Genomic DNA, 12,540 nt, shown 5'->3' with positions numbered 1-12,540 from the left:
ATCGACATGTGGCATGAGGAGCGGCAGCGTCGAATCCGGTCGATGCTCGCAACATTTGGTCGGCTGAGCATCGACCAAGTGACGGAGGATTTCGGTGTTTCCCGCGAGACCATCCGCCGTGACTTCATGGATATGGAAGAGGCTGGCGAGCTTCGCCGTGTGCGTGGCGGAGTGGTCCTCGCCGCTCAGGACGCCGAGGCGCCTTATCTCGAACGCGCCGCCGTGCGGCGTCGGGAGAAATTGATCATCGCCAAGGCAGCGGCGGCACTGGTCGAAGCAGGACAGACAATTTTCCTGGATGCCGGGAGCACGACGACAATGCTCGCCGAGCGACTGGCGCAGCTAAACGGCCTGACAGTCGTAACCAATTCGTTCGATGTCGCCAAATGCATGACCTCAAACAAAGACATGGCGCAACGGAAGAACCGCGTCGTCTTCCTCGGAGGCGAATTCGCGGACAACCCTTCCGCGACCTATGGTGCCATCACCATCAATGAGATTGCTCGCTATCGCGCGGACTTCGCAATCGTTTCACCGTTTGGCCTGGATGTCGTTTCCGGCGCCACGAGCTACAATCCGGATGAGGCGGAAATCGCGCGCGCCATGTTTGCAAATGCAAGGCAGCGCGTGATCTTGGCAGACCATTCCAAGCTCGGTGTCGCGAGCCGCGTGTCGTTTTGCACATCGACGGAACCGGATTTCATCATTGTCGACCCGAAGGCTCGGCAATCGCCGGTCCTCGCCAAGCTTGAGGCTGGTACCCCTCGCGTCATTGTCGGATAGATGAACGACCTGATAAACTGACTATCATGGGATAGTCGATCTGAATCGCAGAAGGTTTGGGCCAGGCCTGCCAGTCTTGGACAAGGAGACGACATGAACCTTCGTTTCGTCGAAACCTTTGTCTGGGTGGCGCGTCTGGGTAGCTTCCGTGCCGCGGCGGAGCGATTGAACGCCACGCAAGCGGCCGTCTCCAATCGGATAGCCAGCCTGGAAGCAGAGATGGGCTGCGAGCTGTTCGAGCGCATGCCGGGCGGGGTGCGGCTTTCATTAGTCGGCCAGCGCGCCATGCAACCGGCTGAGGAACTGCTGAGGGCCGCAACCAGCTTCAAGGTGGCGATCGGCAGTCCGCAGCATTTGCGCTCGACCGTTTCGATCGGCACCATCGATTCCATCGTGCATGCCTGGCTGCCGAACTTCATCGAGCGTGTGAAAGAACGCTTTCCCGCACTTGCGCTGGACCTCAATGTCGACACGTCGCTGGGGATCGGCAAGGAGATCAGCGACAGGCGGCTCGACCTTGCGCTGCTGATGGGCCCGGTGCTCACCCCCGGGCTCAAGAACATCGACCTCGGTACGATGGAATGCGCCTGGGTGGCCGCCCCAACCTTCGATCTCGGGGGTCGTCAACTCAGGCTGCAGGACCTTTCCAGCCATCCCGTGCTTACCTTCTCGCGCAACAGTGTGCCGCATATCTGGTTGCTGCGGCAGTTCGAAGAATTGGGCGTCCAGCCGCCGGTCATTTCAAACTCCAACTCTCTATCGGCCATGCTGCGGCTTGCCCGGGACGGGATCGGCGTCGCTCTACTTCCGGTGCCGATGGTGGCGCCGATGATCGCCGAAGGCGTGCTGGAACGATTGACGATCACCCCGCAGTTTCCGGCCCTGAAACTCCATGCGGTCTACGCAGACGATCCCGAAAACCTCATACCTTCCATACTTTCCGTCATTGCCCGGGAAGCCTCGCTCTACACGACAGGCATCACGGCCTGAAAACGACCACGCAAGTTTTTCCTATCGCACCCGACAATTCTTTGTCGTTTGTCATCCCGCATCCAAAGCCTGACGATACGTCAACAGATTTGGAGGACTTCGATGAAGATCAGTATTGTGCAAATGAATTCCGGCTCTGACAAAGCAAAGAACCTTGACGATGCCGAACAGTTGGTGCGCGACGTGGTGACCAGCGAAAAACCCGATCTCGTGGTGCTTCCGGAATATTTCGCCTTTCTTGGCGAAGGTCGCGATGCCGTGCACGGCAGCGGTGAAAGTTTCCCGGACGGGCCAAGCTATCAACGCTTCAGCGCGCTCGCCGAAGACCTCGGCGTGACATTGCATTGCGGCTCGATGGTCGAGAAGGCCGGTAACAACCACTACAACGCCACCGTGGTTTTCGGACCCGAAGGCAAAGAGATTGCAAAATATCGCAAGATCCACCTGTTTGACGTCGACACCCCCGGTGGCGTTTCCTACCGCGAATCCGACACGATCGGCCGTGGCGAAGACGTCGTGACCTACAAGGTCGGCGACACCACCGTTGGCTGCGCCATCTGCTACGACATCCGCTTTCCCGAGCTTTTCCGCGCCCTGCGCGATAAGGGCGCCGATGTCATCGTGCTTCCAGCCGCCTTTACCCTGATGACCGGCAAGGACCATTGGGAGGTGCTTGCCAGGGCGCGTGCCATCGAGACCCAGACCTATTTCGTCGCGGTGGGCCAGACGGGCGCACATGCGGACGGCAAGAAATGGTGCTGGGGTCATTCCATGGTCATCGACCCTTGGGGACACATGGTCGCTCAGTGCTCTGACGGCGTCGGCGCAGCCTCCGCTCATATCGACCTCGATCGTGTCAGCACCGTACGCCGGGACGTGCCTGTCGCCCAGCATCACGTTCTTTAGGTCTTTGTTTTTTTGCAATTCCAGACGCAATCGCATCGCACTTTGCTGGAATTGCTTTGAAGGGAACTACCATGTTCATCGTCAATCCCATGCCGCAGCAGATCGCACCGGCTCTTATCGCGAAGATGGAAAAAGTCGAGACCGCGACCGTCGGACACTTCCTGCATTCGGGCTTTCTGGACCGGGAACTGCGTGCCGTGCTTCCGGAAAAGCGCATCGCCGGCACTGCTGTCACGGTGCGTCTGCCACATGCGGACTCGACCATCCTGCACTATCTCACCAAGTTGGTGCGGCCTGGCGATTTCATCGTCGTCGACCGTTGCGGCGACGACAAGCACGCATGCTGGGGGGGCGTCGTCACCCATTCGATGAAGCTTGGCGGGATAGTCGGCGCTGTGATCGATGGCCCGGCTACGGACTTTTCCGAAATCCGCCGGGTCGATCTGCCCATGTGGTGCCGTGGCCCATCGCCGATCACCACCAAAATCCTTGGCCTTGAAGGCGCAATCAACGTGCCGGTCTCGGTGGGCGGCCAGATGGTCAACCCAGGAGACGCCGTGATTGCAGACGAAAGCGGCGTGCTGGTACTCGATCCGTCGAAAGCGGAATGGGCCGTAGACAAGGCACTAGGCATGCAGGAAAGCGAACTTGTCCTGCTCGAACGGCTGCGCAAAGGCGAAAAGCTGCCCGATATCTCCGGCGCCACGAAAATCGTGGAAGCCTCGGCCGCCTGACGCGGTCCAAATATAAAACATACGGGAACAATTCGGTTGAAAATGGAGGCCTACTCATGACCACACTGAAAAACGCAACACGTGCCGGCCTTACCGCGCTAGCACTGGCCCTCGCAACATCGGTTGCGGCGGCCGAGACGGTGGTGCTCACCGCCTATTCGGGTATTTTCCAGGAAAATTACATGAAGGCAGTCGTCGAGCCTTTCATGAAGGCCAATCCCGACATCACGGTTGAGTTCTACGGCATGCCCAACTCCGCCCAGATGCTGGGTACGCTGCGGGCACAAGCCAGCGCACCGCAAATCGACATCGCGATCATGGACGTGTCGGTGGCCAAGGCGGCGACCGATGAAGGCATCTTCGCTCCAATGGACGAGAGCGTCACCAAGCACCTTGCCGATCTCTATCCGCAGGCGCGGGCCGAAGGCGTCAACGCCGTCGGCGTCACCTTCGACAATCTTGTGCTGCTCTACAATACCGACAAGGTGAAGGAGGCGCCGTCCTCCTGGAATGCGCTCTGGGATCCGCAATATGCCAAGCAGGTCTCCATTCCCGCAGTGCCTGACATCCAAGGCACGACGCTCACCATCATCACCGACAAGATGGCAGGCGGCACGGACTACGTCAAAAGCGTCGATGCCGGCATCAAACGGCTGGAAGAGCTTGCCCCTCTCGTGCAGACTTGGGAACCGCGGCCAGATGTCTATCAGCCTATCTCTAGCGGCACAGCCGCCATTGGCATCGGCTGGAACGCTCGCGCGCAGGTCTATTCGGACCTGTCCAACGGAAAGCTCGGCGTCGTGCTGCCGGAGGAAGGCAGCGGATTTCAGATCAACGTGATCGGTCTCGTCAAGGACGGCCCGGCCACAGATAGCGCCAAGAAATTCATAGACTACGCGCTGAGCCCGGAAACACAGGCCGCTTTTACCGAGCAGATGTTCTACGCGCCAACCAATTCCAAGGCGGCAGCGCTAATCTCGGAGGCAGCACTGAAACGCACCGCTGCGGGCGCTATGGACAAGATGATTGATATCAACTGGCTCGAGGTCGCCAAAATCCGCGACTCCATCACCGAGCAGTGGCGCCGCCGCGTCATTCCACTCAGCCGTTGATATCACGATGGAGCATTTCCAACGGAAATGCTCCATCTAATATTTTATGCGATTCCTTGCGGCTAACCGCTGTCCATCCGTCCTGGAATTGCCTCTAGGAGGTAGCCTGCTATGTCGTCCGCCCCCGAAGAACATCTCAGACTGCAAGAAATTGGCGTCAGCTTCGGCAACGTCAATGTGATCCCCTCACTCGATCTGTCAGTGCGCAAAGGCGAGATGGTCGCCTTTCTAGGCCCATCGGGATGCGGCAAGACCACGACCTTGCGCGTTATCGCCGGCCTTAACAAACCCTCGCAAGGCCGGATCATCGTGGGAGGGCGGGACATCACCCACCTTCCAATCCATGATCGAGACATGGGAATGGTGTTCCAGAGCTATGCGCTGTTTCCGCATATGAATGTGTCGCGCAACGTCGCCTTTGGCCTTCAGATGCGCAAAGTGTCGGGCCGCGACGCCGAAGCCCGGGCTGCCCAGGCGCTGGAGATGGTACAGCTGGGCCATCTCTCCCATCGCAAGCCAAAGGAACTGTCCGGCGGACAACAACAACGTGTCGCACTTGCCCGCGCTCTTGTCATCGAGCCGTCGATCCTGCTGCTCGACGAGCCGTTATCGAATCTCGATGCCAAGCTGCGCGACGAGATGCGGGTACAGATCCGCGCCTTGCAGCAGCAAAGCGGCATCACCGCTGTCTTCGTCACCCACGATCAGGTTGAGGCGCTCTCCATGTGCGATCGTGTCGTGGTTATGCGCGGCGGCAACGTCGAGCAGTTCGGCACGCCGACCGAAGTTTATGAACGGCCGGCAACCGCCTTCGTCGCCAATTTCGTCGGCCGCACCAACCGCCTCAAGGGCAGGATCACGTCCGAAGGCGTGCTGACGGCAGCGGGACAGCAATTGCGCTCCGCCACGACGCTCGCGCCGGGTGCAGTGGATGTGCTTGTTCGGCCGCACCGCATTCGCTTGCAGGAGACTGCCGACGCCGCAAACGAAGTCCAGGGCACAGTATCGAGCATCACCTTCATCGGCGACCTCGTGCAATACGGGGTGCGGGTCGACGACGAAGAGGTCGTCGTGGAAGAGGCAACGCGACGCGACCGCCGTCCGCTCGCTGTCAGCGACAAGGTAACGCTTGGCTGGTCTGCGGAAGACACCCTCGTTTATCCGGCGGGCGAAAAATGAGCGCCGTTTCAGCCTCCGCTCCTCCCCGCCAATGGCGCGACGGCGAACTCGCCATCCTGCTGCTGCTGCCCATTGCCCTTATCAATGCGATCGGTTTTATCCTGCCCGTTCTGAACCTTGCTCGCTATTCCTTCAACAGGTCACGCATCGGTGGCGGCATAGAGACTGTCTTTACCTGGGAGAATTGGGCCGGTCTGCTCAGCGATCGGTTCTATCTCGAACTGGTCTTCAACTCCGTTTGGATCAGCCTGGCGATCACGCTGACGACACTCATCGCCTCGTATCCAATCGCGCTATACCTCCATAGGGCGTCGGGAGCTTGGCGCACCTTTCTCACCGTGCTCGTCATCTCGCCGCTGTTGACCTCCGCCGTCGTACGCACCTATGGGTGGATTGCCATTCTTATCGATGACGGCCCGGTGGTCAGCGCCATCAAGGCCGTCGGCCTGCCCGCACCGAGCCTGATGTTCAATATCAAGGGCGTCTTCATCGGCCTGACAGAAATCCTGATGCCCTATATGATCCTGGCGCTGATGGCGGGCTTCGGGCGGCTCGATCCGCGGGTGGAAGAAGCCGCACGCACGCTTGGGGCAACGCCGGCGCGCACCTTTACCAAGGTTATCCTGCCTCTGACGCTCCCCGGCATTGCGCTCGGCTGCCTGCTCTGTTTCGTACTGGCTGTTTCATCCTTCATCACGCCAAAGCTAATGGGCGGTGGACGGGTCTTCCTGCTGGCGACCGAGATTTACGACCAAGCCATCGTCACGCTCAACTGGCCGCTCGCTTCAACGCTGTCGATGCTGGTGCTCATCGTCTTCGGTGCTGCGCTCTGGGCCTATTCGGTCGTGTTGCGGCGTCTGGATTAGGAGGGAACCATGGAAATCCACAAGACTTCCTGGCCGATGCGCATTCTCGTCTTCGTGCTGTTCATATACCTTCTTGCACCTGTAATCCTGGTTTTCCCGCTGTCATTTTCGGGCGATCAGGTGTTGCGCTTCCCGCCAACCTTTTGGTCGACTCGCTGGTATTCGGCGCTGTTTGCCAACAACCAGATGTTGAAAGCGTTCTGGACGAGCCTGTCGTTGGCCGCAATCGTCACCGTGTTGTCGATCGTCATCGCGGTGCCTGCCGCCTGGGTGATGACGCGGCTCCGATTTGCCGGACGCGACCTGCTGTTCAATCTCTTTACGGCGCCTCTGCTTCTGCCCACCATCGTGCTCGGACTTGCCATTCTCATCGTGTTCGCCTCTTTCGGCCTGCTGGCGACGATGCAAGGGCTGGTCTTCGCTCATCTGGTGGTGACGCTGCCCTATGCGCTGCGGGTGCTGGCGGTGTCATTGAGCACTCAGGACAAGGCCTGCGAAGAGGCGGCCCGTACGCTCGGCGCCAAGCCGCTTACCGTATTCTTCCGCATTACGGTGCCGATGCTGGTGCCCGGCATCGTGGCCGCGGCAGCACTGTGCTTCCTCGTCTCCTTCGACGAAGTGGTGATCACGCTGTTCCTGACCGGACCGCGCATCAGCACGCTGCCTGTCGAGCTTTATAACTACGTCTATAACCAGGCGGACCCGCTGGTTGCTGCAGCGTCAGCACTGCTGATCCTGCTCACGCTCGGCGTCATCATGATCGTAGAGCGAGCAATGGGCCTAGGAAAGGCGTTCGTAAAATAGAAATGCCCCGGTTCCAAGAACCGGGGCATTGTCCGCTGGTATTGCGACTGAGTTGATCTGACGCCGTTATTCCAGCTCTGTGTTTTCGATGGTGATGCCCGACTGGAAGGTCAGGAAGCCTGGAATATTGGTAAAGCCCTTGACGTTCTTGCGCAGTCCAAAGCTCTGGTCGCGCCACATCAGATAAACGAAGGGCGACTCCTCCAGCGCGCGGTCGACGAACTGGCTGTAAATCTTCTCCCGCTCGGTGGCGTCGAGCGTCACGCGGCCCTTGTCGAGCAGGTCGTTGATGACCGCATCATTGAAGTGAGCCGAGTTGTTGAGTCGAACGAGTTGCGAGCCGCCATAGAAGAAATTGCTCAGCCAATCCGGATCGGCGATATCGCCCGCGGTTCCCGCGACCAGAAGGTCGTAGTCGCCGGCATTGTTTTTAGCGATGCGGCCCGACCAGTCCGGCAGGTCGAGATTGAGCTTGATGCCGATCTTAGCCAGTTCGGCCTGCACGGCGATGGCCGTGTTGTTGTGGAAGCCATATTGCGAGGTTGCGAGCAAGCGCGCTTCGAAGCCGTTGGGATAGCCCGCCTTGGCGAGCATGTCCTTGGCTTTCTCGACGTCATGGCTGAAGTAATTCGCCTTGTCCTTCGAGTAGCCCATATAGCCCTCCGGTATGGCAAGACCAAACAGCGGCGTGCCACGGCCATTGAAGGCTGTGTTGATGATTGCTGCGCGATCGATGGCATAGGAAATCGCCTGACGCACTTCCGGCTTCGAGAAAGGTTCGAATTGGGTGTTGAATTGCAGCATCATGAACGGGCCGGTCGTGCTTTCAAGCTTCAGCTCCGGATCGGCTTCTATGGACGCTGCGTCCTTCCATGGGACGTAGTCGATGATATCGACATCGCCCGACTTGAGCGCGTTCACCCGGGTGTTTTCATCCGCGTAGAAGACGTAGTGCACGTCATCGAGATGCGGCTTGTCCTGCTTGTAGTATTCATCGAACTTCTCGACGGTTAGCTCGCGGCCGCGTTCCCAGTTCGAGAATTTGAAGGGGCCTGCGCCAACCGGCGTGGCATTCGGGTCGGTGCCATGTTCCTTGATCCAAGCGGCGGGCACTATCGCCGATTCCGGCAAGGCCAGATAATGGATCAGTGGAACAAACGGCTTTGCCAGCGTTAGCGTGACGGTTTTGGCATCGGGCGTCTCGATCGACTTGATCACGCCTAGCTCGTTGCGATAGGTCGCCTTGCTTCCTTCAGCGGTGACGCGCTCGATCGAGGCTTTGACGTCTTCGGCAGTGACCGGCGAGCCGTCGTGGAATTTCGCGTCGCGCAGCTTGAAGGTGTAGGTGAGCGCATCCGCGGAAACGTCGTAAGATTCCGCCAGCTCCTGCGATAGCTTGCCGTCAGGACCGTAATTGACCAGGCCGCGATGAATCGCAAGGCGAATGGTGCGAGCGGGCGTACCGGCATTGATGGTGCTGTCGAGCGTCGACGGTTCGCCAGACAGACCGAAATAGACCGTACCGCCTTCGGCCGCGAGGGCCTGCTGCGCGACGAAGCCCGATGCGAGGGCGAAGAGCGCCCCGAGAACCCTTTTTTTCACGATGTTACCCCTTATTGCTTTGATTGTGACGTGTATCGTATCCATGCTGGCTATTCCTCCCTGAGACGTGGATCGAGAATGTCGCGCAGCCGATCGCCCACCACATTGATGGCAAGGACCGTCAGCGCGAGAAGAAGTGAGGGCCAGATGACGTACATCGGGTTCTGCGCGAGATAGCCACGCGCGGTTCCGATCATCTGGCCCCATGACGGCTCCGGCGGAACAATGCCCAGACCGAGAAAGCTCAGGCCGGATTCCAGAAGGATGGCGGCAGCCACCGTCAATGTTGCCTGAACCACCAACGGCGACAGGATGTTGGGCAGTATCGCGGTGAAGACGACGCGGCGCACCGATGCGCCCATTGCTCGCTCCGCTTCCATGAATTCCTGGCGCGTCACCTGCAATGTGGCGGAATGCGCAACGCGGGCGAAATGCGGGATATAGAGCACGCCGATCACCACCGCGAGGCTGAGAACCCCGCTTTCCCAGAAGCCGACAGCGAGCAGCGCCAACAGGATCGGAGGGAAGCTCAACATGATGTCCACGCTGCGCATAATGAGGAAGGACAGCCACGGCCGCCCATAGGCGCCGGCAATGCCGAGAAGCGAGCCGAAGACGCCGGCTATTGCGGTCGCTCCGATAGCAACCAGCATAGTGGGTTGAATGCCGATCAGGAGGCGGCTCAGAAGGTCACGGCCGAACTCGTCGGTGCCGAGCCAATGCTGGGCCGAGCTGCCCTGGTTGACGGCGGAGGGGTTGATGGCGAATGGGTCTTGGGGTGCCAGCCAGGCGCCGAATATCGCCATGAAGATGACGGCAGCAAGCACCGTCAGGCTCACCATGAAGGCAGGTTGGCTACGCGCGATGCGGAGGACTCTAGCGGTCACGAGCGCTTCCTCCGGATGCGCGGGTCGAGCAGGCTGTAGAACAGCTCAACCGCGAGGTTGATGACAATGAAGAGTGCGGCGATGGCGAGCATCGCACCTTGCACCAGCGGATAGTTGCGGGCCGACACTGCGCCGACGAGAAGCGTGCTTAGGCCCGGCCAGTTGAACATCGCCTCGACCAGAACCGTGCCACCCATCAGGTTGCCGAGTTGCAGGCCGATGATGGTGACGATGGGAATTGCCGCATTGCGCAGCACATGCTGCCATATGATGCGCCTCTCTGGCATGCCCTTGGCTCGCAGCGCGCGGACGAAATCACGGCCCAGGATCTCCAGCATCGAAGACCGCGTCATGCGGGCGATGGAGGCAGCAAGGCCGAAGCCGAGCGCCAGAGCAGGCAGTGCGAGCTTGCGGAAGTGCTCAACCACGTTGCGCGATATGTCGGTGTAGCCGCTCGCCGGCAGCCAGCCGAGCTTGATCGAGAAGAACAGCACCATCAGCGTGCCGAGGATATAGACCGGCACCGAGATGCCGACGGTCGCGATGGAGGTCAGCACGGTGTCGCGCATCGACCCACGCTTCAACGCGGCCGCGATGCCCAGCGGGACGCCGATCAAAGTGGCGACGATTATGGCCGCGAAAGCCAGCTCCAGTGTGCGCGGCAGGTTGGCGAGTACATAGCTCGAGACAGGATAACCGTTGGTCAGCGAGTTGCCGAAATCCAGGTGCAGCGCATTCCAGAGCCAGGTGAAATACTGGGTGAGCACCGGCTGGTCCAGACCGAGCTGGCTGCGCATGGAGGCGACCGCCTCCGGCGACGGGTTGCTTTCTGCACCCAGAAGCAGCAGCACCGGATCGCCGGGCATGATGTACATGACCGAGAAGATCAAGGTGGCGACAACCAGAAGCTGGACAAAGGCGGTCAAGAGCTTGCGGCAGACGAGAAGAAGCGCGCCGGCGATGGAGGGGTTCACAAAGCCCCCCTTTCCGCGCGCTCAACGCCGATGGTCGGCACCGCATCGAGCAGCATGCGCGTATAAGGGTCCTTCGGCGCGGCGAAGATGCCGTCTGCGGGGCCGTATTCGACGATGCGGCCCTTCTGCATGACGGCGACAGTGTCGCTGACATGCTCGACCACAGAGAGGTCGTGCGAAATGAAGAGATAGGTCAGGTCGAACTCCACCTGGAGGTCCTTAAGCAGGTTGAGCACTTGCGCCTGGACGGACACGTCGAGTGCCGAGACGGCCTCGTCGCAAATGACAAGCGAGGGCTTCAGCGCCAGAGCGCGGGCGACCGCGATACGCTGACGCTGTCCCCCGGAAAATTCGTGCGGATACTTGCTCGCAGCGGACCTTGGCAGTCCCACAGCGTCGAGCAGATGGGCAACGCGCCTGCCGCGCTCGCCGGAATCGCCCTCGCCGACGATTATCATGGGTGCGGCGACAAGATCGGACACGGTCTGGCGCGGATTAAGCGAGCCGTAGGGATTCTGAAACACCATCGCGATTTCGCGCCGGAACGGCAGCATCTCGCTTTCGGACAGTTTGGCGATGTCCTTGCCTTTGAACAGGATCTGGCCGGAATCCGGATTTGACAGCCTTATCACCGCGCGCGACAGCGTGGTCTTGCCGCAGCCGGATTCGCCGACCAGGCCGAGCGTGGTGCGCGGAGCGATGGCGAAACTGACCTTGTCGACCGCCCGCATCTCCACCGGTGTGGAAAGCGGCGAAGGTTTCACCCAGTAGGACTTGCACAGTTCCCTGAGTTCGAGCAGCGGTACCCTGCCGGCACTGTCCGGCACAGGACCGGCTTGGGCGGGACGGATTCGTGGCTCGGGCCGTACGCTGCGAACATTGCCGGCATCGTCGCGCTCGATCACCGGCAGGCGGCCATGCTTGCTGCCGAGCGCCGGCATGGAGTCGATCAGCGCCTTGGCGTAGTCGCTTTTGGGGTTGGTGAAGAGGTCCTGCGTGGTTGCCTCTTCCATTTTTTCGCCGGCATACATCACCACGACACGGTCGGCGACCTCATAGATGACGCCGAGATCGTGCGTAATGAGCAGGATCGCGGCGCCGACCTCCTGGTTCAGCCCGCGCAGCAGGTCGAGAACCTGTTTCTGCACGGTCACATCGAGCGCCGTGGTGGGTTCGTCTGCAATGATGATGCGCGGCTTGCAGGATACCGCCATGGCGATCATCACGCGCTGGCACTGCCCGCCCGATAACTCGTGCGGATAGGAACGCATCGTCCGCGCCGGATCGGGAATATGAACCTTTTCGAGGAGTTCGAGCGCTTTCCTGCGGGCTTGTGTCTTACTGATATTCTCGTGCAACAGGATCGCCTCGACGATCTGGTCGCCGCACGTAAAGATCGGGTCCAACGACGCCATCGGGTCCTGGAAAATCATCGCCACGTGACGACCGCGAAGCTTGCGCAGTTCGGCTGGCGACAGCTTGAGCATGTCAACCCCGTCGACCAGAACTTCGCCGGCGGTCACAACGGCATTGGGCGGCAACAGGCCCATGACACCGAGCGAAGTGATCGTCTTGCCGCTGCCGCTTTCGCCGACCAGCCCAAGGATTTCGCCCGGATTGATGGTAAAGTCGATGCCGCGCACGGCGGGCTTTAACCCTGCGCTGGTCTTGAAGGCTATCGAAAGGTTCCTGACTTCGAGCAT

General features: G+C 60.1%; 12 protein-coding genes. 8 read left to right on the top strand and 4 right to left on the bottom strand.

Annotation, left to right across the window (positions count from 1 at the left end; all coding sequences use genetic code 11):
- Positions 1–6 precede the first annotated feature (6 nt).
- The 8 genes from ICI42_RS20080 (at position 7) to ICI42_RS20045 (ending at position 7,374) form a co-directional block, all read left to right on the top strand.
- On the top strand, positions 7–783 hold the full coding sequence (locus ICI42_RS20080) for a DeoR/GlpR family DNA-binding transcription regulator (protein ID WP_188166391.1): 777 nt from the start codon (positions 7–9) through the stop codon (positions 781–783).
- 93 nt (positions 784–876) lie between these two features.
- On the top strand, positions 877–1,773 hold the full coding sequence (locus ICI42_RS20075; protein ID WP_188166390.1) for a LysR family transcriptional regulator: 897 nt from the start codon (positions 877–879) through the stop codon (positions 1,771–1,773).
- A gap of 102 nt (positions 1,774–1,875) precedes the next feature.
- Positions 1,876–2,679 (top strand): carbon-nitrogen hydrolase family protein, encoded by an 804-nt coding sequence (locus tag ICI42_RS20070; RefSeq protein ID WP_188166389.1) that lies wholly within the window; start codon positions 1,876–1,878, stop codon positions 2,677–2,679.
- A gap of 71 nt (positions 2,680–2,750) precedes the next feature.
- Complete coding sequence (locus ICI42_RS20065) at positions 2,751–3,413, top strand: RraA family protein (protein ID WP_188166479.1); 663 nt, start codon at positions 2,751–2,753, stop codon at positions 3,411–3,413.
- Positions 3,414–3,469: 56 nt separating this feature from the next.
- On the top strand, positions 3,470–4,525 hold the full coding sequence (locus ICI42_RS20060) for an ABC transporter substrate-binding protein (protein WP_188166388.1): 1,056 nt from the start codon (positions 3,470–3,472) through the stop codon (positions 4,523–4,525).
- Between the two features lie 111 nt (positions 4,526–4,636).
- Positions 4,637–5,704 carry an ABC transporter ATP-binding protein gene (locus tag ICI42_RS20055; protein WP_188166387.1) on the top strand — a complete coding sequence of 356 codons (1,068 nt, stop codon included), beginning with the start codon at positions 4,637–4,639 and terminating at the stop codon, positions 5,702–5,704.
- Positions 5,701–6,570, top strand: a complete 870-nt coding sequence (locus ICI42_RS20050) for an ABC transporter permease (protein ID WP_188166386.1) — start codon at positions 5,701–5,703, stop codon at positions 6,568–6,570. The genes ICI42_RS20055 and ICI42_RS20050 overlap by 4 nt, the downstream gene beginning before the upstream one ends.
- 9 nt (positions 6,571–6,579) lie before the next feature.
- Positions 6,580–7,374, top strand: coding sequence for an ABC transporter permease (locus tag ICI42_RS20045; protein ID WP_188166385.1), 795 nt, complete (start codon positions 6,580–6,582; stop codon positions 7,372–7,374).
- 66 nt (positions 7,375–7,440) lie between these two features.
- Here the strand turns inward: ICI42_RS20045 and ICI42_RS20040 are convergent, their stop codons facing one another.
- The 4 genes from ICI42_RS20040 to ICI42_RS20025 are packed head-to-tail and all read right to left on the bottom strand — an operon-like array spanning position 7,441 to position 12,540.
- Entirely contained in the window at positions 7,441–8,976 is a 1,536-nt protein-coding gene (locus tag ICI42_RS20040) for an ABC transporter substrate-binding protein (RefSeq protein ID WP_330999209.1), read from the bottom strand.
- Between the two features lie 50 nt (positions 8,977–9,026).
- On the bottom strand, positions 9,027–9,863 hold the full coding sequence (locus ICI42_RS20035; protein ID WP_330999208.1) for an ABC transporter permease: 837 nt from the start codon (positions 9,861–9,863) through the stop codon (positions 9,027–9,029).
- Positions 9,860–10,837, bottom strand: coding sequence for an ABC transporter permease (locus ICI42_RS24185; RefSeq protein ID WP_188166383.1), 978 nt, complete (start codon positions 10,835–10,837; stop codon positions 9,860–9,862). Before ICI42_RS24185 ends, ICI42_RS20035 begins: the two co-directional genes overlap by 4 nt.
- Entirely contained in the window at positions 10,834–12,540 is a 1,707-nt protein-coding gene (locus ICI42_RS20025) for an ABC transporter ATP-binding protein (protein ID WP_188166382.1), read from the bottom strand. The genes ICI42_RS24185 and ICI42_RS20025 overlap by 4 nt, the downstream gene beginning before the upstream one ends.

Origin of the sequence: Oryzicola mucosus (genome assembly GCF_014534685.1) — a bacterium.
Taxonomy (GTDB): Bacteria; Pseudomonadota; Alphaproteobacteria; order Rhizobiales; family Rhizobiaceae; genus Oryzicola; species Oryzicola mucosus.
Note: the sequence above shows the minus strand (reverse complement) of the source record. Positions and strands in the feature narration are given on the sequence as shown.

Excerpts from the sequence above, each read along its gene's own strand:
- ICI42_RS20080 (WP_188166391.1), top strand. The coding sequence starts at position 7 with ATGTGGCATGAGGAGCGGCAGCGTCGAATCCGGTCGATGCTCGCAACA.
- ICI42_RS20070 (WP_188166389.1), top strand. The coding sequence starts at position 1,876 with ATGAAGATCAGTATTGTGCAAATGAATTCCGGCTCTGACAAAGCAAAG.
- ICI42_RS20055 (WP_188166387.1), top strand. The coding sequence starts at position 4,637 with ATGTCGTCCGCCCCCGAAGAACATCTCAGACTGCAAGAAATTGGCGTC.
- ICI42_RS20050 (WP_188166386.1), top strand. The coding sequence starts at position 5,701 with ATGAGCGCCGTTTCAGCCTCCGCTCCTCCCCGCCAATGGCGCGACGGC.
- ICI42_RS20060 (WP_188166388.1), top strand. The coding sequence starts at position 3,470 with ATGACCACACTGAAAAACGCAACACGTGCCGGCCTTACCGCGCTAGCA.
- ICI42_RS20045 (WP_188166385.1), top strand. The coding sequence starts at position 6,580 with ATGGAAATCCACAAGACTTCCTGGCCGATGCGCATTCTCGTCTTCGTG.
- ICI42_RS20075 (WP_188166390.1), top strand. The coding sequence starts at position 877 with ATGAACCTTCGTTTCGTCGAAACCTTTGTCTGGGTGGCGCGTCTGGGT.
- ICI42_RS20025 (WP_188166382.1), bottom strand. The coding sequence starts at position 12,540 with ATGCTCGAAGTCAGGAACCTTTCGATAGCCTTCAAGACCAGCGCAGGG.
- ICI42_RS20065 (WP_188166479.1), top strand. The coding sequence starts at position 2,751 with ATGTTCATCGTCAATCCCATGCCGCAGCAGATCGCACCGGCTCTTATC.